The following is a 23,863-nucleotide window of genomic DNA, read 5'->3' as shown; positions in this document are numbered from 1 at the left end:
CACTTCATCGGCCTCGTCAATGTGGTGGACCTCAAGGCCGGCGGCCTCGGCAATCTCGGCGCCGAGCAGCTCGAATGGCTGGAGCAGGATCTCAAGGGGCGCTCGAAATCGACCCCCATCGTGGTGTTCGCCCATATTCCGCTGTGGTCGGTGTATCCAAGCTGGGGCTGGGGCACCGAGGACGGCGCCCACGCGCTGGAGACGCTGAAGGGCTTTGGCTCGGTCACGGTACTGAATGGCCATATCCATCAGGTGATGCAGAAAATCGAGGGCAACGTCACCTTCCATACCGCGCGTTCCACCGCTTTCCCGCAGCCGGCGCCGGGCACCGCGCCGTCGCCCGGACCGCTGAAAGTCGCCGACGACAAGCTCCGATCCCTGCTGGGCATCGCAAGCATCGTCTTCAAGCCGGGCACCGAGCGCCTCGCCATCATCGACACCCCGTTACAGGGCTGAGGCACCTCATGACCACATTGCTGTCCCGGCGCATGCTCGGATTCGGCCTGACAGCGGCAGCCATTCTGGGTTGCCGGATCACCACGGCGCGCGGCGAAGACATCACCGTGACGATCGACAACTTCACCTTCTCGCCCGCCGAACTGACGGTCAGGATCGGCGCCACCGTGACCTGGAAAAACCACGATGACATCCCGCACACGGTGGTCTCGGCAGGCCGGTTCAAATCCAAGGTGCTCGACACCGACGACAGCTACATATTCACTTTCACGTCAGCGGGCGATTACAAGTATTTTTGTTCACTGCATCCGCACGTGACGGGGGTGATCAAGGTTGAGTAACGACCGAAACGGAGGCATCACAGCGATGTCCGGCGACTGGACCGTCAGCCGGACATCGGCCACCACAGGCAAGTCGATGCCCGTTGACACGGCACGAGATGATCCGGACCAGACGCGGCGTTTTCGCGACGCCGCGCTGCCCTATCTCGACGATGTCTACACGCTGGCGCGCTACCTGTTGCGCCAGCGGGGCGACGCCGAGGACGCCGTGCAGGAATGCTATTTGCGTGCGCTAAAACATTTCGACAGCTACCACGGCCCGGCGATGAAACCGTGGCTGTTCGCAATCCTGCGCAATGTCTGCCACGCCGAAATGGCGCGCCGCGTTGAGATGCCGATCGCCGAGGTCGAAGATGACACCGGCGGGTTGGACAGGACGCCGATCTGGCACGACGCGCAGCCCTCGCCGGAGGCACTTCTGCTGCAGCGGCGCGATGCCAGCGCGATCCGGCGCCTGGTCGAAGCGCTCGCCGAACCATTCCGCGAAACCATCGTGCTGCGTGAAATCCACAACCTGTCCTACCGCGAGATCGCCGGAATCGTCGGCGCGCCGGTCGGCACCGTGATGTCGCGGCTGGCACGCGCGCGCGCCATGCTGCGCGCCGCCTGGCTGGCGGAACAGGAGTTGCCAAAATGACTTGCGACGAGGCTGAGATCCTCCTGCACGCTTTGCTCGACGGCGAACTCGATGCCAGCCATGCCCGCGACGTCGAAGCCCATCTTGCCGGCTGCCGGCGCTGCGAAGCGCAACTCGACGACTACCGCCAAATGGGCAAGGCGATGACCGCGTCCGGACTGCGCTTCACCGCGCCGGCCGATCTGCGCCAGCGCGTCGAGGCGGCGTTGCCGGTGCGCGCGCCAAACCGGCGCGCCGTGCTGAAAGGCTTTGCGATGGGTTCGGCGGTATCCGCGCTGGCCGCCACTGGCGTAGTCGCGATCGTGCTGCGCCATGCCGACGAACAACGCATCCTGTCCGACGTGGTCTCGGCGCATTTGCGCTCACTGCAGGCCGGACACCTCACCGACGTGCTGTCCACCGACCAGCACACCGTCAAACCCTGGTTCAACGGCCGGCTCGACGTGGCACCGCCGGTGGTCGATCTCACGGCGAAGGGCTTTACGCTGATCGGCGGCCGACTCGACACCATCGACGGCCATGCCATCGCAGCGATCGTCTACCGGCGCCGCACCCATGTGATCAACCTGTTCGTCGCCCCGGGTGCCGCGGCCAACCAACAGGCCGCCAAAATAGAGACCGCGCAGGGCTTCAATATCCGGCGCTGGAGCGAGGGTGGGCTGGCCTACTGGGCGGTCAGCGACATCGCAGCCGATGAACTGGCGGACTTCGCCAGCCAGTTCGAGAGCGCAATGCGCCCTGGCTGAGGTCGCTGGCGCGAAAACACGCGGCGGTGATGTTGGCGCATGCGCGGTGTCCCCTCACCCGTCATTGCGACGAGCCCCAGCGACGCGGCAATCCAGAGAGCCGCAAGCGAAGGCTGGATTGCTTCGTCGCAACGGCTCCTCGCAATGACGATTGCGAGGATACAGCCAAGACCTAGACTTACGCCGACTTCCGCACCGCGTTGTCGACCAGCGTCTTGCCGAGCGACCAGATCGCGCCGGGAACACGATGGCTGTCGGCGATCACGGTGCGGAACGAATTCTCGATCCATTTGCAGTCGTCGGTGGTGATGGTCAGTGGCGGCAGCAGCTTGATTGTGTGGCTGGCATGGCCGGAGACCTGGGTCAGGATCTTCTGCTCCTTGAACAACGGCACCGTGATCAACTGGCAAAACAAGCCCTTGTTGGCGGATTCGAGGATGTTCCATGAAGCCTTGAGGCGCAGCGATTTCGGCGGGCCGAATTCGATACCGATCATCAGCCCCTTGCCGCGGACTTCCTTGAGCAGTTCGAAGCCGGGGATCATGTTCTGCAGCGCCAGTCGCAATTCGGCGCCGCGCCGGGCGGAATTCTCGACCAGCCTCTCGTGCTTCATCACTTCCAGCGTGGCGATGCCGGCGGCCATCGCCAGATCGTTCTTGCCGAAGGTCGAGCCATGCACCAGCGAGCGGTCCATGCGGTTGAAGATCTTGTCGAAGATGCTCTTGCGCGTCAGCAGCGCCCCGATCGGCACGTGGCCGCCGGACAACGCCTTGGCGAGCAGCACCATGTCGGGCTCGACATTCCAGTGCTCTATCGCCAGGAACTTGCCGGTCCGTCCGAGGCCGGTCTGGATCTCGTCGGCAATGAAAAGCGTGCCATATTTGCGGCACAGTGCGGCCGCGCCGGGCAGGAATTCATCGATGGGCATGTTGACGCCCTTGCCCTGGATCGGCTCGACGATAAAGGCGGCGACTTGCCTGGCGGACAGCGCCCGCTCCAGCGCATCGAGATCATTGAACGGGATCGACGAACAGCCTGGCAACAGCGGACCAAAGCCACCGCGGAAGTTCGCATCATCGGTCAGCGACAAGGCACCGTAGGACAACCCGTGGTAGGCATGGTCGCAATAGACAATCTCGTTTCGCCCGGTCGCGTTGCGGGCAAATTTCATGGCCGCTTCGACGGTCTCGGCGCCCGAATTGGCAAAGAACACCTTGTCCAGATATGGAACGTGCTCGAGCAGACGCTCGGCCAGAATACCGGCGAGAGTGGAGACGTCCATTTGCACCAGATTGGGCATGTCGGCGTCGAGCACGCTCTTCAGCGCATCGCGCAATACCGGGTGGTTGCGGCCTAGTGCAAAAACACCAAATCCGCTCAATAGATCAAGATAACGGTCACCATTGCGATCGAACAGGTACTGACCGGTTCCACGTTGAAAACCAACGTCATATCCAATGGTCTTGAGAACTCGAACGAGTTGTTCATTGAGATGGCGCGCATGCATCGAGCTACGCTGCGCCTCGCGCTGAACAAACATCTCGGAAACGTCTAGATTCGGATATAGCATGGGATACTTACGTCGGTTGGTAGCCGTTTCGTCAACTGGAAACCTTCAATGCGGCGATTTGACTTCACCGAAAACCACTAGTTAAGCATAGGTCTGAACATGTTGCAGTGCCCAAGCATTACCACGCGAAGCCTCCTGTATTGCGGAATTCTGATTTCAGCGGGATGGATTTCGGCGGGGCTTTCGCCCGTTCTTGCGGCGGATCCGACGGGCGACTGGCAAGTCGCCGATGCAGTAGCTAATATCCGCGTGGCAGAATGCAACGGCAACATGTGGGGCGCCGTGGTTTGGGAAAAAACCCCGGGCGGTCTCGACAAAAACAATCCCGACGCCACCAAGCGCAGCCGTCCTACGCTGGGAATGCCAATTCTGATCGGGATGAAGAAGGATTCCAAGACCGAAAAATGGGCCGGCGAGGTGTACAATGCCAAGGATGGCAAATTGTACAAGTCGACCATCGCGCTCGGCGACACGCCGGACGAACTTGAAATCCAGGGCTGTGTACTCGGTTTCCTGTGTGGCGGCGAAACCTGGACCCGCGTCGGTCCGCCGATTCCCTCCAGCCCGTCGAACATCCTCGCCAAGGGCGTGGTGCCGAAGGGCGCGCCAGGTGCCGCGCCCAAAATGATGACACCAGCCGCGGCCCCCGCCCCGACCACCGCGCCGAAGGCGCCCACGACCGCGGCGGCAGCGCCGAAGGCGGCTCCGGCCATGGCACCGAAGGCACCCGGCCAGAAGACCGCCACCGCCGCGATGCCCGGACAGCCCGCCGATACAATCGGTGACATCTGCCTGTTGCCGGAGATCGCGCGCGCGGCGCACTAAAGACCGCCGACGGAACGCGATAATCGTTGCCCGGATCCGCGGAGCGGCGTTTCGCGCCGCGGATCCGGGACGCAGGTGCCGGCTATTCGCCTGGTTCGCGCGGCTTGCCCATCAGCGCCGGCTGAAACAACAGTACCGCCGCCAGCGTCACCACGAAGGACAGCGCGAGCAACTTGCCCATGCTGGCGGTACCGGGGTGGTTGGACAGCCACAGGCTGCCGAACGCGGTCGCGGTGGTCAGCGCGCTGAAGAAGATCGCCCGGGTCAGCGCCGACTGCAACAGATTGGTATGGCCGGCACGCCACGCCGTCACATAATAGATCTTGAACGCCACGCCGACACCGAGCAGCAGCGGCAGCGCGATGATGTTGGCGAAGTTCAACGGCAGCCCGATCAGCACACAGATTTCCAGCGTCACCGTCCCCGCCACCAGCAGCGGGATGATGGTCAGCAGCACGTCGCTGACCCGGCGCAGCGCCAGCCACAACAGCAGCGAGATCGACAGCAGTGCCCAGATCCCGGCGTGAATGAAGGCGGTGACGATAGTATCGCCCGACTTCAGGATCGAGATCGGGCCGCCGACGGCGAGCGGCTCGGACTTCAGCACCGCGTCGGCGAATTTGCGCAGCGTGTCATTATCGTTTGGATCACCCTTGGGCAGCGCCTCGACACGGATCTGGCCACCCTTGGTCTTCCATGCATTGACCAGGTCGGCCGGCAGTGTATCGAGACTGACGGGAGCGGCCTGCATCAGGCCGCGCAACTGCGCCAGCGCGATTTGCAGCGGAACCACGAAGGTCGCCTGCACCTTGTCGCGCAGTGACTGGCTGGCCTCGGCCGTCTTGGCCAATGCATCGGCCAGACGTTTCGACGCCAGGGCGCCGGGACCGGTCTGGCTGCCAGCGATCTTGCGCAGGCTGGCCGCTGAATCCTTCAGCGAGGTGACGTTCTCGACATCGGTCGGCGGCTTGTCGACCGAATCCGGATTAAGCGCCGGCTCCAGAATCGCGGCGCCGTCCTTGATGAATTTGAGCTTGGCCGGCTGATCATCGGGCACGAAGCTGTCGAGCGACATGGTGCGGGCGACTTCCGGCACCCTGGCGAGCCGCGCTTCGACCTCGCGCGCGCCCGCCTCGTTCGGCGCCATGATGTTGACGGCGTTGGCGCCGGTATTCGGATCCTTGCGCAGATCGAGGAAGGTCGCGATCGACTCCACCTTCGGATTACGCAAATTGATCGGGTTGAAGTCGAATTTGAGGAAATACAGCAATGGCAGACCGGCGATGGTCAGCAGCAGCGTGCCGCCAATGATCCAGTAGCGCTGCTTCTCGAGGAAATGATCGAGCGGCGCCAGGAAGGCATAGCCCAGCGGCTCCTTCTCGCCGGCGGGATTCAGCAGATCGAGCAGCGCGGGAAGGATGGTGATGCTGGTGAAGAATGCGATCATCATGCCGGCACCGGCGATCTTGCCGAGTTCCGACACGCCCTTGTAGTCGGTGGGGAGGAACGACAAAAAGCCGGCGGCGGTCGCCATCGCCGCCAGCGACAGCGGGATCGCCGAATATTCGGCAGCCTTGATCAGCGAAGCCTGCAGATCGCCGCTCTTGTAGCGCTCGGAGCGATAGCGAACGCTGAACTGGATGCCGAAATCGACGCCAAGTCCCACGAACAGCACCGCGAAGGCAATCGACAGCAGGTTCAGCGACCCCACCATCATCAGGCCGACCGCGGTCGTAATCGCCAGACCGGCGAACAAAGTGATAAACACCGCGACGATGATTTTGACGGAATGCAGCGCCATCCACAGGATGAACAGCACAATCAGAATGGTACCGATACCGTTGACCACGGCGCCGTCCTGCACGGTGGCGAATTCCTCATTCGCGATTGGCACCGGTCCGGTCAGCCGAACATGGGCGCCATATTGACCAGCGAGATTGAGATCGACCGCGGCCTGGCGAATTGCGTCGGTGGCGGTCTTGCCCGGCTCCAGCGCCTTGAAATCGAGAATGGGCTTCACCTCGATGAAGCCGCGCCTATCGGTATCGCTGAGCGGCTGATCATTGACGAGACCGCGCCAGGAGAAACTTCCGGTTCCGGTCTTCAGGACATTTTCGATGGTCTCCGCGACCATGTTGAAGGTCCGCGCCGTGCTGTCGAGCGGCAACTGGCCGCGGCGTACACCGGTGAGACCGGTTTCGAGCGCGCCGGTCAGGCCGCGCAGGCTGGGATCGCCGGCGAGGATCTCGACCAATGGCGCGGCCGCCTGGAACTGGCCCGTCATCTGCCCGACCTGGGCGGTCGGCAGGAACAACAGGCCATTCTTCTCGAAGAATTCACCGGCGCCCAGGCGGCGGACCGAATCGAAATCCTTCTTGTCGGGAGCCAGCTTGGCTTCCAGCGCAGCGGTCGCCGCGCCGGCAAATTCCGGCGTCGGCGCTTCCACCACGACGAGGATCAAGCGCTCCTGGTCGAACGCCTTGTCGAAGGCAATATCGCGCTGGCGCCAGTCGAGATCCGGCGAAATCAGCTTGTTGATGTCGGTATTGATGCCGAAATTCCTGGCGGTGTAGTAACCGGCACCGACCGCGAGAAGCGTTCCGACCACCACCGTGAGGAACGCATACCGGGTGCAGGCTTTCACGATTGAAACGACAAGACTTGTCAGCACACTTTTTCTTTCTATTCAGGATGGTCTCGCGAAGAGTCCGCGACGCCCGCGCGGTTCGCAACCCGATTACTGCGTTCTAAAACAGGCGCACTTCACGGGCACGAGAAAATGGTATGAAGGCTGCTCATAAACATGCTGAGAGCCCCGTTTCGGCCCTGTTATAATTGCCCGCTCGGGCCGTAAAGTGACGAAGAGGTGAGGGTTCCGCGCCTTGCTTAGCCCATTTTGCATCGGCCGCAAAACTTACCACGCGGTCAAACCACCGCCTGTTGGCACCTTCCCGCACTTTAAAGCTTGCGTGATTTTTGTCACACCGCGCCCGTCAAATACCGCACCGGGGTGGATATGTCTCTGAAAATGGTACAGATTTAGGGAATAATCGAACTCGGTTATGGGCTTGGTGCAAGTGTTTGGTCAGCGTCCCCTCGAAGTGCTTCTGGCGCAACCACGCGGCTTCTGTGCCGGCGTGGTAAGGGCCATCGAAATTGTCGAGCGCGCGCTCGATAAATACGGCGCGCCGGTCTATGTGCGCCATGAGATTGTCCATAACAAATATGTCGTCGAGAGCCTGAAGGCCAAGGGCGCTGTTTTTGTCGAGGAACTGTCGGAAGTTCCCCCGCACGCCGTAACGGTGTTCAGCGCCCACGGGGTGGCCAAAAGCATCGAGGACGACGCCAAACGGCGCGGCCTGCCGGTCCTGGACGCCACCTGCCCGCTCGTTACCAAGGTGCACAACCAGGGCAAGCGCTACATGGCCCGCGGGCGCACGGTCATCCTGATCGGGCACGCCGGCCATCCCGAAGTGGTCGGAACCATGGGACAAGTTCCAGGGCCGGTTTATCTGGTGCAGAATCTGGCCGACATCGCGGCCCTGCCGATCCCAAACGACACGCCCGCAGCCTATATTACCCAGACAACTCTGAGCGTGGATGACACACGCGACATAATTGCGGCTCTGGAACAGCGATTTAGCGATATTCAGGGCCCGGAGACGCGGGATATCTGCTATGCGACACAAAACCGCCAATCTGCGGTAAGAGACCTCAGTAAGCGTGTGGATGTGATCCTGGTGGTCGGCGCGGCCAACAGCTCGAACTCCAACAGGTTGCGCGAGATTGGCACCGAGGTCGGTGTCGCCAGCTACCTGATCGCCGACGGCAGCGAGCTCAATCCGGAATGGTTGAAGGATGCCAGGGCGGTCGGAGTCACGGCTGGCGCATCGGCGCCGGAAGTGCTTGTTGATGACGTGATCGAGGCTTTGAGGCGGATCGGCCCCGTAACGGTGTCGGTATTGCCGGGACGCGAAGAGAATATTGAATTCAGGCTACCCGCCGAACTGACTGAACTGTCCGCGGTGTGATCCACCTTCTTGACGACGATACGCAGAAAGAACCTTGAAATGGTAATTCCGTTTTTTAAAGAAATAAAGATCGGCGGATATCTGATCAAGCAGAAGTTGCTTGGCCGGAAGCGTTATCCGTTGGTGCTCATGCTGGAGCCGCTGTTTCGCTGTAACCTGGCCTGCGTCGGTTGCGGCAAGATCGATTATCCCAATGCCATCCTGAACCGTCGCATGTCGGCGCAGGAGTGCTGGGACGCCGCCGAGGAGTGTGGCGCGCCGATGGTCGCGATTCCCGGCGGCGAGCCGCTGATCCACAAGGAGATCGGCGAGATCGTGCGCGGCCTGGTGGAACGCAAGAAGTTCGTCTCGCTCTGCACCAACGCGCTGCTGCTGGAGAAGAAGCTCGACCTGTTCACGCCGTCGCCCTACCTGTTTTTCTCGGTGCATCTCGATGGTCTGAAGGACCACCACGACAAGGCCGTGTCGCAAGAAGGCGTGTTCGACCGCGCCGTCTCCGCCATCAAGGCCGCCAAGGCCAAGGGCTTTGCCGTCAACGTCAATGCGACCATCTTCGACGGCCATGCCGCCGAGGACATCGCCAAATTCCTCGACTACACGGTCGAACTCGGCGTCGGAGTCTCGATGTCGCCCGGTTACGCCTATGAGCGCGCCCCCGATCAGGCGCACTTCCTCAATCGCACCAAGACCAAGAAACTGTTCCGCGACGTCTTTGCCCTCGGCAAGGGCAAGAAATGGAACATCATGCACTCCGGTCTGTTCCTCGACTTCCTCGCCGGCAACCAGGAATACGAGTGCAAGCCGTGGGGCATGCCCGCGCGCAACATCTTCGGCTGGCAGAAGCCGTGTTACCTGCTGGGTGAAGGCTACACCAAGACCTTCAAGGAATTGATGGACACCACCGACTGGGAAACCTACGGCACCGGCAAGTACGAAAAGTGCGCCGACTGCATGGCGCATTGCGGTTACGAACCAACCGCGGCGGACAACGCGATCAGCAACCCGCTGAAGGCGATGTGGGTAGCACTGCGCGGGGTGAAGACCTCGGGCCCGATGGCACCGGAGATCAACCTCGATCACCAGCGTCCGGCGCAGTACATCTTCTCGTCGGAAGTGCAGAAGCGCCTGTCGGACATCCGCAAGGAAGAGGCCGAAGCGGCCCAGGCCAAGATTGCGCAGAAGGCTTCGACCGCGGCGTAAGGCGAGTTGCATCTATTCGAAAAAGGGCGCGATGCGGATCGCGCCCTTTTGTTTTGTGTAGTTGTCTGTTTGTGTAGTTGTCATTCCGGGGCGGGATCGTCACGAGCCGCGAGCGAACCCGAAATCCCGAGGTGGTGCCCCGCTGAACATTCCGGAATTCCGGGTCTGCCCGCCAACCGGCATTCGCCGCCTGTCGGGCATCCTGGAGTGACCGATGTCACGCGTCCGCGGACACCAGGCTTGTCTGGCCGAGGAAAAAGCCGCGGCAGTCGCGCAGGCTGCGCAAAGCGCGGTTGAAGTCGCGGCCAGTGGAAACCAGCGCGCGGATCGTCGAGGGATTGCGGGCAATGCCGCGCAGCACCTTGCGCAGGTCGATATCGCCATTGGGCTTGATGGCGCTGGTCGCCAGTTCCGGCAGCGCCCGGCTGGCGGGGTCGGAGACCACACGCAGCGCGGCAAAGGGCAGCCCGGCCCGGGCGGCATAATCGGCGGCGATGTGGCTTTCCATGTCGACGGCGGCGGCCCCGGTCGCGGAACGCAAGGCGGCCTTGCCGGCCTGACCGGTCACGACTTTCTCGACGCCGACCAGACCGCCGCGAAACACCGTCTGGCGACCGATACCGGCACCGGCGATCAATTCGTCGCTGAGCGCGTCCGCCGCCAGCCAGCGGCATTCGCCGGCCATGACTTCGGTGGCCACTACGACAGCACCGGATTTTAGCTGGGGATCGAGGCCGCCGGCGACGCCAAAGCTAACGACGCCGCGGATGCTCAGGGGATCGAAGGTGGACAGCAGCGCCCGCAGCTGCGCGGGATCGCTGGAGCTGCAGATGACGGTCATTCCCGGTCCAGTGGCGATTCGTGCTTCCTGAACGAGTCCGGTCACAATCAACACCGGCCGCGGGTCCATCGAAGCGCCCACGGTCGCAATCCCAACAGCCCCCAAAATCACATTCCGACCCCTACCGTCTTGCTGTTCGTGCTCTTCAGATTGCGGAACCGGGCCAGCGCCCAAAGCGGAAAAAACTTCGCGTAGCCATGGTAACGCAAATAAAATACCCGGGGGAAGCCGGTGGCAGTGTATCGGGCCTCATCCCAGAACCCTTTTTCGCCTTGTGTGTCCATCAGGTACCGCATTCCGCGGGATACGGCCGGATTGTCGACCTCGCCGGCGGCCATTAACGCCAGCAAGGCCCATGCCGTCTGCGACGAGGTGCTCGGCGCCGGCTCGAACCCCTTGTAATCGAGTCGGTAGCTGACCGCATCCTCGCCCCAGCCGCCGTCGGTATTCTGCACCGATTCGAGCCAGGCCACCGCCTTGCGCATCATTGGCTCCTGATGATCGACGCTGGCGGCGTTGAGCCCGCACAGCACCGACCAGGTGCCATAGATATAATTGAGGCCCCAGCGACCGTACCACGAGCCGTCGGCCAACTGGGTACGGCGCAGGTAGTCGACGCCGTCGGCCATCGGTTTGCTGGTGTGGATGGTCTCGCCAAGCTGCGCCAGCATCGAGACACAGCGCGCCGTGACGTCCTCGGTCGGCGGGTCAAGCAACGCACCGTGATCCGAGAACGGAATATTGTTGAGATAGTATTCGAGGTTGTCGACGTCGAACGCGGCGAAGCCTCCGTCGCGGCTCTGCATGCCCTCGATCCATTCGCGGGCCCGCTCGATGGCGACGTCATATTCCTTGCCGCCGGTGTGGCGGCGGGCGCGGTCCATCGCCATCACCACCACCGCGGTATCGTCGAGATCGGGATAATGCGCGTTATTGTACTGGAACGCCCAGCCGCCCGGCCGCAGGTCCGGCCGCTTCACGGCCCAATCGCCCTTGACGTCGAGCACCTGCCGGCCGAGTAGCCAGTCCAGCCCCTGTTTGGCGGGAGCGAAGGCTTCCTCGCCGCCAGCCTCGATCATCGCATGCGCGGTCAGCGCGGTGTCCCATACCGGCGAGACGCAAGGCTGGCAGTAGGCCTCGACCTCGCCGATCACCAGCAGTCTTTCGATGCCGCGGCGGGTGATGGCACGCGGCGGATAATCGGCGGGAAAGCCGAGCACCTCGTACATCATCACGGTATTGGCCATCGGCGGGTAGATCGCACCGAGCCCGTCCTCGCCGTTCAGCCGCTCCTCGACGAAGGCCACCGCCTTGGCGATGGAGTGCGCGCGCAGCCGCTTCGGAAAATAGGGCTCGGTGGCGCGCAGCAGAATGTCGATGCCGGTGAAGAAGGCGAACAGCGCCCTGCCTTGATGCGGTGCGCGCGCGGTACGACCGATCGTGCGCGGATCCTGCAAGAACAGTTCGTCAATCCCGATGCCGCTCTTGTTCTGCGCGCGCGGCTTCAACGCCGTCAGCACCATCAGCGGCACGATGGTGGTGCGCGCCCAGTACGACATCTTGTTGAGATGGAACGGAAACCAGAGCGGCAGCAACATGATCTCGACCGGCAGCACCGGCACGCTGTTCCAGGTCAGCACGCCGAACAGCGACAGCATGAAGCGGGTAAAGACGTTGGCGTGGATGGCGCCGCCGCGCGAGCGGATAGCCTCGCGGGCGCGCACCATGTGCGGCGCGTCGATCGAAGCGCCCATCATCTTCAGCGCGAAATACGCCTTGATGCTGGCACTCATTTCAAACGGGCCGTCCTGCACCAGCGCCCAGCCGCCATGCGTCCCCTGGGTTCGCATCAGATAGGCGGTGATCTTGCTTTCGAGCACGCTGTCGACGGGCTCGCCGAGATAGTGCCGCAACAACAGATATTCCGACGGAATCGTGGCATCGGCCTCCAGCTCGAACACCCAGTGCCCGTCCGGCTGGCGGAATCCAAGCAGGCCCTGCTTGGCGTGGTCGATGCTGTTGTCCAGCGCCGCCTGTTCGATGGCGGGCTCGGGATGGGCCAGTGGCATTACATTCGACATGTTGATCTACTCGTCGTCTAGGTCGGCTAGCGTCGGGCGCTCACGCCGCCCGCATCGCCAGCACGAGATCCGCGGCGCGGTCGCCGGAGCGTACCGAACCCTCGATGGTGGCGGGCAGACCGGTATCGGTCCAGTCGCCGGCCAGGAACAGGTTCTTGAACTTCGTCACCGGGCCCGGACGCTGCGCGTTCTGCTCCGGTGTCGCCTCGAAGGTGGCGCGGCGCTCACGCACGATCTGCCACGGCGGCAGCTCGGCGGTGATGCCGGCGGTCTTGCAGATATCGTCCCAGATCTGCCGCGCCAGTTGTTCGCGCGGCACATCGATCAGGCGGTCGGCGCCTGATATGGTGATCGACAGCCGCTGCGGAAACGCGAACAGCCATTCGATCAGGCCGCCGACCACGCCGGTGAGGTCCGGCAGACCGGCCGGCGGGTCGAAACGGAAATGCGCATTGACGATGGCGCGGAATTTGGTCGGCACTTTCAGGCCGGGCAGCATCGCCGCCGCCGCCCGCGGCGGCACCGCCATCACCACGACGTCGTCCGCGCCGAGCGCGATCGCATCCTCGGCACCGAAATGCAGGGTACCGACGCGATCGCCAGTCATAGTGTAGCTGCGCAATTCATGACCGAAATGAATACCGGCGCCCTTGCCGCGCAAGAGTTCGATCGCGGGTTCGACCAACACGGCGCTGAGGCCGTCGCGGGCGATCAGAGGCCGGCAGGCTTGGCCGCCGGCGAGCAGCGTTTCGCGCACGATGGCGCCGGCCAGACCGGCGGAGCCTTCCGGCGGATCAACATTCAGCGCGGCGAGTAGCAGCGGCTGCACCAGCCGGTCATACAGCACGCCCTTGCAGGGAATGGCGTCTCCGATCAGGCGGCTGGTCGACGACCAGATCAAGGGCGCGAGCGCAAGATAGTCGCGGATCCGGGTGTCCGGCACGCGGCGCGTCTTGTCGAACAGCCAGGTCGGGATCCGGCCATTGCCGAGATCGAGCTGCCAGCGCTTGCCGGTCTTGATATCGACGAACGGAAACTGCGCACGCGCGGGCCCCACCAAGCCCGCCTCCGTGCCGATCGACTTCGCATAGGCAATGGCGTGGCGATTGCCCGACAGCAGCAGATGGTTGCCATTGTCGATGACAAGCTGGGTCTGCGCGTCGAAATAGGACCGGCACCGGCCGCCGGCCTGCTGCGTGGCTTCGTGGAGTTGGATCTGGAAACCGGCATTGGCGAGCCGTACCGCGGCGGCCAGCCCGGAAATTCCGGCCCCGATAATGTGAGCTGTCTTCACCATCAGATAATCGCGTATTGCAGCAGGATCGCCATCTTCGACACCTTGCCGAGGCGAACCGGATCGCGCGGCAGCGCGAAGCCCCGCGCCACCAGCAATTCCAGAATGGCGCGATAATATTTCGACATGATGCGCGGCGCACGCACATTGCGACGCTTGTTGCGTGCCATGATCTCGTCGGACTTCTGGAAGTGCATCCGCGCCTGGGCCACCAGCGGCGCGCAGACCTTTGGCAGCGCGGGCTCCTCGATCACGACATTCGGATCGCTTGAGGTGATGCCGGCGTGAAACAGGCCCTCGCGCGGCAGGTACAGACGACCGATACCGGCGTCCTCGTCGATGTCGCGCAGGATGTTGGTCAATTGCAACGCGCGGCCGAGATGATGCGCCAGCAGGATGCCGTCGTCATCCGGCAGGCCGAACACCTTGACCGACAGCCGGCCGACGGCGCTGGCGACCCGGTCGCAGTACAGATCCAGCGTCGCGGCGTCGGGCGCGCGGATATCGGCCGGCACATCCATTTCCATGCCGTCGATCACGGCCAGAAAGTCCTCGCGGCGCATGCCGAATTGCGCGATCGGTCCCGCATAGTCGCGCACCCGCGCGGGCGGATGGCCGGCATAGAGCGCGTCGATATCCTCGCGCCACCGCTGCAGAGCCTCCAGCCTGACGTCGCGCGGGCCGTCGGAATCGGCGATGTCATCGACCTGGCGGCAGAAGCTGTAGATCTGGAACATGGCATCGCGCTGCGCGCGCGGCAGAATCCGCATCGCCGTGTAGAACGAGCTCCCCACCGCGATGCCCTGGGCCTCGTCGCGGGACGCGCTGTCGTGCGGTTGTATATTCATGGGCTGGTTCATGCGCCGGGAGTCGAGCGGGACAAAGGCGCACCGCCGGTGGCGCGGCGCCACAGGCCGCCGGCCAGGCCGGTCAGGCTGTAGCCGACCAGTTCGAGCTTCGACAAATGGACGCGCTGACCAAGTGGATCGCGAACCTTGAGCAACGCCAATATCCGCCGCGCAAAAGTGTGGATCACGGAAATTTCGCAACCCAGCCGGGCGTCGGCGACATGAACAGCGAGCAGGTCGCTCTGATTCAGCAATGTCTCGGTCCTGGCGGCAAGATCGTGAATGCAGGACAGCAGCGCCGGTGAGGCCTTCGCGGCCTTGAGATCGGCCTGGGTCGCGCCATGGCGCGCCAACGTATCGTCGGGAATATAGACGCGATCGAGATCGCGAAAATCGTCACCGCAATCCTGCAGGTGGTTGTTGATCTGCAACGCCGCGCACAGCGCATCGGAAGCCGGCCAGGTATCTTTGCTCTCGCCATGGACGTCGAGCATGAAGCGGCCGACCGGCATCGCCGAATAGGAACAATAATGGATCAGCTCATCCCAATTGGCATAGCGGCGGTGATTGACGTCCATCCGGAAGGCGGTGAGCACGTCCTGGGCGTGACGCGGCGGCATGGCTCGCTCGGCCAGCGCCAGGCGCAGCGCTACGGCTTCGGGCTGGCTGTCGCCCTGCCCCACCAGGTCAGCCTCGAGTTCGTCAAGCAACGCCAGCTTGGCGGAATCTTCCAGCAGCGCGTGATCGGCAATGTCGTCGGCGGTGCGGACGAAATTGTAGAAGGCCAGGATCAACGCCCGGTGCCGTGGATGAATCACCCACGACGCCACGGGAAAGTTCTCGTCCTTGTGGGTTTTACCCGATCGAAGGTCGCTCGCAGGGATCATCAACAACTGGCTACGTTACAGGAAAACTGGATTGCCCGCATTCCGCGCTGCCAGGATACCGGCAGGCGGGGTCGGTCGCGAGCCCCCATATAGGGCAAAATGGTCCGCTAAACCAATGCCAATATGCCGCTTTTAAAAACCAGCCCGGCGCCTGTCCGGAGCCGTCAGGCCTCGGGCGGCCCGTCGGCAATGCCGCGGGCGGGCCTTACTGACCGTGGCTGACCAGCACAGCATTGCAGGGCTTCGACAATTGGGGGCGATTCTGCTGCAGGCAGGACAGGATCACCAGATCGCCCTGGTCCATCAGGGTCCGGCAGAACTTCTGAACGTCGCGGGTGCAGGCCTTCTGCTCCGCATCGGTGCCACCGCGCTGCTGAGCCAGGGCGCCGGTCGAGGCAGAAACAGAGAGCACGGACAGTACCAAGAAAATTTTACGCATTGTCTTCCTTCGGTGGTGTGGCGGAGTTCAGCCCGCATCAGGGATAACATAAACGGAAACGTTCGCATCGCCGGTCGGACCTTATCTTCAGGCACTTACACCGATTCACATCGATGGATGCAGCGAAGACACAGGGTAAGTCCGGAGCAGAAGCACTGAGAAATACGGCCAAAATGGCGCCGCGCCGGAAATCCGGCATTAACCTGACATCATTGAGGCGGAGCGGTGTTCAGACCGCGATAGCCCGAAATCCGCCCCCCCCATCAAGGAACTTTATCTTTTGATTCGGTATTTAAATACTTTGTGATTGTCCCATTCCAAATTCCGGTTGAACCTAAAACATCGTGATCACACTTAACTGCGAATTGCCGCGGCGTACCGAGATGGGCGCATTTGGATGGGAACGCGAAGATGAAACGCTTTAATCGCAGCATCACTTTCGGAACGCTGAGGGCAGCCGGCGTGATTGCCGCGCTGCTGTTGTCGGGATCAGCCGGTTATGCCCAGTCCGGCCCATTCGCGGGATTCGACGGCTCCTGGAATGGCGCGGGGACGGTCACCCTGTCGGACGGCTCCTCGGAGCGGATTCGCTGCCGCGCTACCTACAAGGTCGACAGCGGCAACGCCCTGGCCCAGACGCTGCGCTGTGCCAGCGACAGCTACAAATTCGACCTGTCGAGCAACGTCACCAGCCAGGGCAACAACGTCTCCGGCAGCTGGAGCGAAGCCAGCCGCGGCATTTACGGCAACCTCAACGGCCGCGCTGGCGGCGGCCAGATCGACGTCTTCGTCGAGGCTGCCGGCTTTGCCGCCAACATCACTTTGACTACCCGCGGCAACAAGCAGTCAGTGTCGATCAATTCCAAGGGCGAAATCCGCGGCGTACAGATCAGCATGGTCAAGGGCTGAGGCTGAGCAACACCGCTGTCATTCCGGGGTGCGAGCAGCTTGCTGCGAGCGAACCCGGAATCCCGAGATGGGACGATGAACACTTCGGGATTCCGGATTCGCTCAGGCGCCGCCCTCACGCCCTGGAATGGCGATGTGACCCGCCCTACTCCGCGGGCTTGACCAGCACCGAAGTCCCGGAGATCTTCTGCTGCAGATTGATCAGCCACATCGCGGTCGGGCGCAGGATGAACAGGTCGGCGACCAGCGCCGCCACCATCGCAAAGGCGCTGAGCCAGCCGAACAGCCGCAGCGACGGCAGGTCCGAAAACACCGTCACGACCAGTCCGCAGGCCAGCACCACCGTGGTCAGGATCAGTGCCGGGCCGACCAGCACCGTGGCACGCTCCACCGCCACCGCGGGATCGGTGCCCGGCGTGTCTTCCAGCCGCAGGCGATTGAGGAAGTGGATGGTGGCGGAAAGGCCGAGGCCGAACGACACCGTCAGCGCGACCACGCTGGCGAATTGCAGCCCCTCGCCCAGCAGCCACAGCACGGTGCCGGACAGCACCACCGGAAAGATGCCCGGCAGGATGCAGGCGAGCATCACCACCCAGGAGCGAAATGCCAGGCCGATGAAGATCGCCACCAGCCCGAACTCGATGGTCAGGCCATGGTTGAGCTTCTCGATCATGCCGGCCGAATTTCGCGCGGCGATGGCGGAAAGACCAGTCACCGCGATCTCGTAGCCGGGGTGCTTGGTGCGGATTTCATTGAGCAGGCCGTCGAGCTTGTCGACCACCGGCAGGATGGCGCTGGAATCCAGATCCGGCACGCGGCCCGACACCACCACCGCCATCTGGTCGGCGGAGATGAAGCGGCGCACCAGATGCTCGGGAATGACGCTGACATATTCCTTCAGCGTCGAGACATCATTGCTGCCGGCCTTCTCGGCCAGCCAGCGCCGCAGCGTCTCGATCGACCACACATTGCCGACACCGGCCGACTTCTCGACCAGCGAATGCACGTCGGCGATGGTCGCCAGCGTTTCCGGCGAATACAGATCCTGGCCCTTGGGGAATTCGATCAGCACATCGATCGGATTGGCGCCGGTCAGCTTGGCGTCGAGCCGGCCGGAGGCAGCCACCGCCTGCTCCTTGTCCGGCACCTGGTCGGCGAGCCGGTAGCGCGGCTCCAGATTGGCATAGACGACAGCCAGGCCGCCGACGACCACCAGTGAAATCAGGCTGAACAGGCCGGGGCGGCCGACCATGCGGACCGCTATCCAGTAGCAGAAATTGCGCAACGCGGTGACGCCGGAATCGGCCTTCTGGAATTTGGCCGCGAACTGCTTTTCGTTGCGCACCAGCAGCACGCCGAACACCGGCACCAAGGAGAGCACCGCGACCAGCGCGATCACGGTGGCCGCGAGGCCCGCCTCGCCGAAGGCGCGGATCAGGTCGGAGTCGGAGAACTGCAGCGCCAGGAACGAGATGCCGGCGGTGGCGTGGGTCAGCACGCAGGCCGGGCCGACCACCAGCACGGCGTTCTTGAACGCCGAATACTTGTCCTCGCCGGCGATCAGCCGGTCGCGCGCCGCGAAGGTCAGCTGCATCGAATCCGAGAAGCTGATCACCATGATCAGCGGTGTCATCACGTTAAGGAACATGTTGAGGCTGAAGCCGGCCCAGCCGAGCGCGCCCAAGGCCAGCAGGATCGCCAGCAGCGGCGGAAACGCCGCCACGATCATGAAGGATATCTTTCGGAAGAAGATGATGGCGATCAGGCAGCCGGCGAGAATGCCGGCGACGTTGTAGATCAGCCCGTCGCGCTCGACCGCGTTGCGGATCTCGAGCTGCATCACCGGCACGCCGGAGAGCTGTTTCGTCAAATTGGAATCGGCGAGATCGTCGCTCATGATCTTGCGGATGTCGGCCACGGCCTTGCTCAGCTTGTCGTTGCTGACCACGGCGGGATCCAGCGACAGAACCACCAGCGCCAGCGTGCCGTCGTCGGACAACAGCTTGCCGCGGATGATCTCATTGGCCTTCACGGTCTGGATGAAGCTGTCATAGGCCGCGCCCTCGGGAAGCTCGGACGGAAACAAGGCCGCCGGCAACTTGCCGGGGGCCGGTGCCTGGCGCGCCGAGAACAGCGAGATCAGCCCGCGGACGCCGTCGACCAGTTGCAGGTCGGTGACGAGGTCGCGAACCTTTTCCAGATTCTCCCGCGCCAGCAGCGTCTTGCCTTCGACCACGACCAATACGTCGAACTCGCTCGAGGGGAAGCGCTTCGTCACTTCCTCGTACTGGCGATATTCCTTGGAATTGGAGCGGAACAGCTGGCTCAGCGAATCGTCGATCTTGATGCGCTGGATACCGAAGATGGCGCCGACCACCAGCGCCAGCAGGATCAGGCAGGACAGTACGGGAGCCTTCACCGCGATCAGGCCGAGCCGCTCCAGACCAAACGCGATGCTGACAGGCCGCTTCCCCAATTTGCTGAGGTCGGCAGGGGCGTTCTTGTCGTGCATCAACTGTCCAGTCCTGTCGAAGGCGTCGCTGCGAGCTGCGGGGGCATCGCACGGCTGGAATCGGCCGGACCGAACAGCACTAGCCCTTGAAAACACGCAGTAAATTTGCCGCGCAGATCTAGCAGGTCTGTATGACACCTCGCAAGGCGATGGTCCGCGACGCCGGACGTTTCATGCCACAAATGCGGCAAAAAATGCGGCGTTCATTGCCGGCGCGTCACTTCTTTCGCGGGCAGCATCGTGCTCTCGTCCTTCAGCGCCACGCCGCTGACCCCGCGCGCCAATCCCTGTCGCGCCAGCCAGGCGATCTTCACCGCCGCCTCATCATAGCTGAGGCCAGCGGTCTGGATATTGGAGACACAGTTCCGTTCGGCGTCGGTCAGGCCGGGTTTTGGCGCAAAGGTGAGATAGGCGCCCAGGCTGTGCGGTGCCGACAGCCCGGGCCGCTCGCCGATCAACATTATCCCGATGCGGGCCTTCAGCAGCGCACCGATCTCGTCGCCCAGCGCCACCCGCGCGCCCGTGGCAATCACCGCGGGACCGACGACAAGGCCTGGCAGCTTCGGCAGCAGTACCTCCACCAGGCTCACGGCATGGGCGTCGACGGCGGCGGGCGACAGGCCGTCCCCGATGATGATGATGACGTCGCAGGCCATAGCGGCACGCGCCATCAGCCTTGCCCGCGATTCGGGGTCAAGTTTGCGGCCGAGATCAGGGCGCTTCAGATAGTCCGCGCGGGCCGGCGCCTGGCTCGAAACGGTCACGGTTTCGAGCCCGAGAGCTGCAAGTCCGCCTGCGATCGATTCGACCTCGAACGGCGCATGCACGGCGTCCCGCGCCCGGGCGTGGTCGAGCGTGAAATCGAGCAGCACCCGCGTCGGCAGGCTGGCGCCGGACCGGCCCAGGCCGACGCGCGCGGGTGTCAGCGCGCGTAACTCGCCGATCGATCGTCGCGGCGCCGTCATGTTGGCCTGATCAGTCATGACGGCGCTTGCCCATTATTCCGCCGGGACCGCGTCCGGCAACTTCATCGAGTAGTAGGATGCGCTGGTGGTGCCCTGCGAGGCGTCGCGCGAAAACATGATCAGATGCTGGGCGACCATGGTCGACGAGATCAGATATTCGATCTCGCCGCGCATCAGCCGCTTCAGCGCGAATTTCCAGAACACCGCCTTGTAGTCGCCGAGCACGCCGATCTGCCAGAAGATGTTGCGCAGCATGATCAGGCCGAGCCGGATATTATGCCAGGAGGTCTGCTGCCTGGTGCGCGGATGGATGCGGTTGGGATAGGTCTTGGTGATCTGGTATTCATAGCGGTCGAAAAGCTTCTGCGGCTGATAGGCCGCGCCCATACAGGCCCGCCAGGAGCTGACAACATCTTCGTACGGCAACAGGAAGTCGACGTTGGAATCGCGGCCTTCGTCCTCGTTCAGACGGTCAGCCTTCTTGAGCCGGTCCCACAGCGGCGTTTGCGGCAGCGCCTGCAGCAGGTTGATGGTCAAAAGCGGGATCTTCGACGCATCGACGAAGTCGAGCAGCGCCTGCCCGGTCTCCGGCCGGTCGGTGTCAAGGCCGAGAATGATGCCGGACACCACTTCCATGCCGAAGCTGTTCAGTACCTCGATGGATTCCATGATCGGCAGGACCATGTTGTGGTCCTTCTTCATCGCCTTCAGCGCTACCGGATCGGGCGTCTCGATGCCGCAGAAGATGGTGCCGAACAGCGCATCGCGCATCAGACCCAGGATTTCCGGACGCTTGGCGATGTTCAGCGTGGCCTCGCAGGACAGCCGCAGCACATAGCCAGTCTTCTTCTGCCATTCCACCAGATGCGGCAGCAGATCGAGCGCCGCCTTGCGGTTGCCGATGAAATTGTCATCGACGAAATAGACCGACCCCATGATGCCGCATTCCAGCAGCTTGTCGAGCTCCGCGGTGATCTGTTCCGGCGATTTCAGCCGCGGATTGCGGCCATACAGGCCGGGAATGTCGCAGAATTCGCATTGATACGGGCAACCCGAGGAATACTGGATGCTGCCGAGAAAATAGCGCGGGATATCAGCCAGCTCATAGGCAGGAATCGGGAACTTGGTCATGTCGAGACGGTCAGTGGTCTTCAGCACCACCTGTCGGTCCGGACGCCTGGTATCCGCGGCGAGAATATCGATCAACTGATCGGTGGCATCGCCGAGCTCGCCACAATGCAGATAATCGAACGCCGGATAATATTCCGGACAGGAGCTGACCGACGGTCCGCCGATCGCCACCGCCAGATCATAACCATGGGCACGGTGGCAGATCTCGTTCATCTGCGAACGCTGGATATGCATGCCGCTGACAAACACCGCTTCGGCCCACAGGAAATCGACCGCGGTGGCCGGGCGGATGTTCTCGTCGATGAAGCGAACCTCCCAGTTCTCGGGCATGTAGGCCGCGATCAGCAGCAGTCCCTGCGGCGGCATGAAGGCCTGGACGCCGTCGGTGAGAGGATAAGAGTATTCGAACGTGCCGAATGACGACGTGTATCGCGGAAACACGCACAGGATGCGCCGTGCCGTTGGCCTGACGTCAGCTCTCATCAATTGTCCTCTGTGGAGTCACCAGCAAACCCTGCATGGATGAAGTCTGGCGCACGGCCTAACGTCTTAGTGATAAAACGGTTCCACGCCGTTACATGATGCCACGATCTAACCATGCCGGCCAATGCTGGGCTACAATTTCTTCAACAATGTGGCACGGGTTGACGATCACGTGAGCGATGCGCGAATGGCATGTCGAACGTCATGACAGGAAGCGTCACGGCAGGTGACGACCGCATGACATCAGGCAATCAACCGCGCCGCCATCTCGGGCAGCAGGCCATCAGGGCCCTTGAGCCGGAAATCGGCGTCCGCGAGACCCGAGCCTGCCAGCCAGTCGTCGAATTCCGGCGCCCGCCGCAACCCGAACAGGTCGCGGACATAGAGCGCATCGTGGAACGAGGTCGACTGATAATTAAGCATCACATCATCGGCGCCGGGCACGCCCATGATGAAGGTGACGCCCGCCGCCGCCAGCAGCGTCAGCAGATTGTCCATGTCGTCCTGATCAGCCTCGGCATGATTGGTGTAACAGACATCAACGCCAAGCGGCAGGCCGAGCAGCTTGCCGCAGAAATGATCCTCCAGCCCGGCACGAATGATCTCCTTGCCATCATATAGATATTCCGGACCGATGAATCCGACCACGCTGTTGACCAGCAGCGGCGAAAACGCCCGCGCCACGCCATAGGCCCGGGCCTCCAGCGTCTGCTGATCGACGCCGTGATGGGCATTGGCCGACAGTGCCGAGCCCTGCCCGGTCTCGAAATACATCACATTATTGCCGACCGTGCCGCGCTTGAGCGACTGCCCGGCCTCATAGGCTTCCTCCAGAATCACCAGGTCGATGCCAAAGCTACGGTTGGCGGCTTCGGTGCCGGCGATCGACTGGAACACCAGATCGACCGGAACGCCCTGGTTCATCAAATCGAGCGTCGTGGTGACATGGGTCAGCACGCAGCTCTGGGTCGGAATCCGCAGCCGGGCGATGACGTCGTCGAGCATCCGGACCAGATCGCCCAGCACCGCGGGATCGTCGCTGGCCGGATTGATGCCGATGCAGGCGTCACCGGAGCCAAGGATCAGGCCGTCGAGGACCGAGGCGGTGATGCCTCTGATATCGTCGAACGGATGATTGGGCTGCAGCCGCGTACTCATGCGGCCGCGCTGGCCGATGGTGTTGCGGAAGCGGGTGATGATTTCGCACTTCTTCGCCACCAGGATCAGGTCCTGGTTACGCATCAGCTTGCTGACCGCCGCGGCCATTTCAGGGGTAACGCCCGGGGCCAGTCTGGTGAGGCTCTCCGGCGTGGCCGCGTCCGACAACAGCCAGTCGCGAAAGTCACCGACGGTGAGCGACGACACCGCGGCGAAAGCGCGCATATCGTGGCTGTCGATGATCAGGCGGGTGACCTCGTCATCCTCGTAGGGCACCACGGTCTCGATCAGGAACTGTCGCAGCGGCACGTTGGCCAGCGCCATCCGTGCCGCGATCATCTGCTCGGCTGTGTCGGCGGCAATGCCGGCCAGCCGGTCACCCGACCGCGGCGGCGTCGCCTTGGCCATCAGGTCACGCAGACCCTCGAACATGAATGAATGCGCGCCGACGACGTGGCGATAGATCATGGCAGCCCCTCGGCCGCCGGACCTGAGGAAATTCAAGCGCG

General features: G+C 62.9%; 19 protein-coding genes and 1 pseudogene. 8 read left to right on the top strand and 12 right to left on the bottom strand.

Annotated features, from left to right (window positions below; all coding sequences use genetic code 11):
* From Q0S16_RS09885 to Q0S16_RS09870, 4 genes and pseudogenes are all read left to right on the top strand, one after another.
* Window positions 1-456, top strand: a pseudogene (locus Q0S16_RS09885) (metallophosphoesterase); the annotation flags it as partial.
* 8 nt (window positions 457-464) lie between these two features.
* On the top strand, window positions 465-797 hold the full coding sequence (locus Q0S16_RS09880) for a cupredoxin family copper-binding protein (protein ID WP_295847634.1): 333 nt from the start codon (window positions 465-467) through the stop codon (window positions 795-797).
* Between the two features lie 76 nt (window positions 798-873).
* Window positions 874-1,434 (top strand): sigma-70 family RNA polymerase sigma factor, encoded by a 561-nt coding sequence (locus Q0S16_RS09875; protein ID WP_295847632.1) that lies wholly within the window; start codon window positions 874-876, stop codon window positions 1,432-1,434.
* A complete protein-coding gene (locus tag Q0S16_RS09870) occupies window positions 1,431-2,180 on the top strand; it encodes an anti-sigma factor (protein ID WP_295847629.1) in 750 nt (249 codons plus the stop codon). The genes Q0S16_RS09875 and Q0S16_RS09870 overlap by 4 nt, the downstream gene beginning before the upstream one ends.
* A gap of 178 nt (window positions 2,181-2,358) precedes the next feature.
* On the opposite strand, the gene hpnO is transcribed toward Q0S16_RS09870, so the two are convergent.
* Window positions 2,359-3,750 carry an aminobacteriohopanetriol synthase HpnO gene (hpnO, locus tag Q0S16_RS09865; RefSeq protein WP_295847627.1) on the bottom strand — a complete coding sequence of 464 codons (1,392 nt, stop codon included), beginning with the start codon at window positions 3,748-3,750 and terminating at the stop codon, window positions 2,359-2,361.
* Window positions 3,751-3,849: 99 nt separating this feature from the next.
* On the opposite strand from hpnO, the gene Q0S16_RS09860 reads away from it, so the two are divergent.
* Window positions 3,850-4,575 carry a DUF2147 domain-containing protein gene (locus Q0S16_RS09860; RefSeq protein WP_295847625.1) on the top strand — a complete coding sequence of 242 codons (726 nt, stop codon included), beginning with the start codon at window positions 3,850-3,852 and terminating at the stop codon, window positions 4,573-4,575.
* Window positions 4,576-4,657: 82 nt separating this feature from the next.
* Here Q0S16_RS09860 and Q0S16_RS09855 read toward each other — a convergent pair whose 3' ends face one another.
* Window positions 4,658-7,246 carry an MMPL family transporter gene (locus Q0S16_RS09855; RefSeq protein WP_295847623.1) on the bottom strand — a complete coding sequence of 863 codons (2,589 nt, stop codon included), beginning with the start codon at window positions 7,244-7,246 and terminating at the stop codon, window positions 4,658-4,660.
* Window positions 7,247-7,652: 406 nt separating this feature from the next.
* Here Q0S16_RS09855 and ispH point away from each other — a divergent pair, with 406 nt between their 5' ends.
* On the top strand, window positions 7,653-8,606 hold the full coding sequence (gene ispH, locus Q0S16_RS09850; protein ID WP_295847641.1) for a 4-hydroxy-3-methylbut-2-enyl diphosphate reductase: 954 nt from the start codon (window positions 7,653-7,655) through the stop codon (window positions 8,604-8,606).
* Between the two features lie 39 nt (window positions 8,607-8,645).
* Window positions 8,646-9,806, top strand: a complete 1,161-nt coding sequence (gene hpnH / locus Q0S16_RS09845) for an adenosyl-hopene transferase HpnH (protein WP_295847622.1) — start codon at window positions 8,646-8,648, stop codon at window positions 9,804-9,806.
* Between the two features lie 217 nt (window positions 9,807-10,023).
* On the opposite strand, the gene Q0S16_RS09840 is transcribed toward hpnH, so the two are convergent.
* The 6 genes from Q0S16_RS09840 to Q0S16_RS09815 form a co-directional block, all read right to left on the bottom strand.
* Window positions 10,024-10,716, bottom strand: coding sequence for a phosphorylase (locus tag Q0S16_RS09840; protein WP_295847639.1), 693 nt, complete (start codon window positions 10,714-10,716; stop codon window positions 10,024-10,026).
* A 38-nt stretch (window positions 10,717-10,754) separates the two neighbouring features.
* Entirely contained in the window at window positions 10,755-12,728 is a 1,974-nt protein-coding gene (gene shc, locus Q0S16_RS09835) for a squalene--hopene cyclase (protein ID WP_295847618.1), read from the bottom strand.
* Window positions 12,729-12,768: 40 nt separating this feature from the next.
* A complete protein-coding gene (hpnE, locus tag Q0S16_RS09830) occupies window positions 12,769-14,025 on the bottom strand; it encodes a hydroxysqualene dehydroxylase HpnE (protein WP_295847617.1) in 1,257 nt (418 codons plus the stop codon).
* On the bottom strand, window positions 14,025-14,870 hold the full coding sequence (hpnD, locus tag Q0S16_RS09825) for a presqualene diphosphate synthase HpnD (protein WP_295847613.1): 846 nt from the start codon (window positions 14,868-14,870) through the stop codon (window positions 14,025-14,027). The genes hpnE and hpnD overlap by 1 nt, the downstream gene beginning before the upstream one ends.
* A gap of 8 nt (window positions 14,871-14,878) precedes the next feature.
* Complete coding sequence (gene hpnC / locus Q0S16_RS09820; RefSeq protein WP_295847611.1) at window positions 14,879-15,757, bottom strand: squalene synthase HpnC; 879 nt, start codon at window positions 15,755-15,757, stop codon at window positions 14,879-14,881.
* A 205-nt stretch (window positions 15,758-15,962) separates the two neighbouring features.
* On the bottom strand, window positions 15,963-16,196 hold the full coding sequence (locus tag Q0S16_RS09815) for a hypothetical protein (protein WP_295847609.1): 234 nt from the start codon (window positions 16,194-16,196) through the stop codon (window positions 15,963-15,965).
* Window positions 16,197-16,607: 411 nt separating this feature from the next.
* Here Q0S16_RS09815 and Q0S16_RS09810 point away from each other — a divergent pair, with 411 nt between their 5' ends.
* Window positions 16,608-17,105: a hypothetical protein gene (locus Q0S16_RS09810; protein WP_295847608.1), complete on the top strand. Its 498-nt coding sequence runs from the start codon at window positions 16,608-16,610 to the stop codon at window positions 17,103-17,105.
* A gap of 145 nt (window positions 17,106-17,250) precedes the next feature.
* Here the strand turns inward: Q0S16_RS09810 and Q0S16_RS09805 are convergent, their stop codons facing one another.
* The 4 genes from Q0S16_RS09805 to Q0S16_RS09790 all read right to left on the bottom strand — a co-directional run bounded on the left by Q0S16_RS09805 (window position 17,251) and on the right by Q0S16_RS09790 (window position 23,822).
* Complete coding sequence (locus Q0S16_RS09805) at window positions 17,251-19,617, bottom strand: MMPL family transporter (RefSeq protein WP_295847606.1); 2,367 nt, start codon at window positions 19,615-19,617, stop codon at window positions 17,251-17,253.
* A gap of 203 nt (window positions 19,618-19,820) precedes the next feature.
* Entirely contained in the window at window positions 19,821-20,600 is a 780-nt protein-coding gene (gene eutC, locus Q0S16_RS09800; protein ID WP_295847603.1) for an ethanolamine ammonia-lyase subunit EutC, read from the bottom strand.
* 15 nt (window positions 20,601-20,615) lie between these two features.
* Window positions 20,616-22,196: a B12-binding domain-containing radical SAM protein gene (locus Q0S16_RS09795; RefSeq protein WP_295847601.1), complete on the bottom strand. Its 1,581-nt coding sequence runs from the start codon at window positions 22,194-22,196 to the stop codon at window positions 20,616-20,618.
* A 243-nt stretch (window positions 22,197-22,439) separates the two neighbouring features.
* Window positions 22,440-23,822, bottom strand: coding sequence for an ethanolamine ammonia-lyase subunit EutB (locus Q0S16_RS09790; protein ID WP_295847598.1), 1,383 nt, complete (start codon window positions 23,820-23,822; stop codon window positions 22,440-22,442).
* Between the last annotated feature and the right edge of the window lie 41 nt (window positions 23,823-23,863).

Origin of the sequence: Tardiphaga sp., assembly GCF_025356345.1 — a bacterium.
Lineage (GTDB): Bacteria > Pseudomonadota > Alphaproteobacteria > Rhizobiales > Xanthobacteraceae > Tardiphaga.
This window is presented reverse-complemented; position numbering and strand designations above follow the sequence as displayed.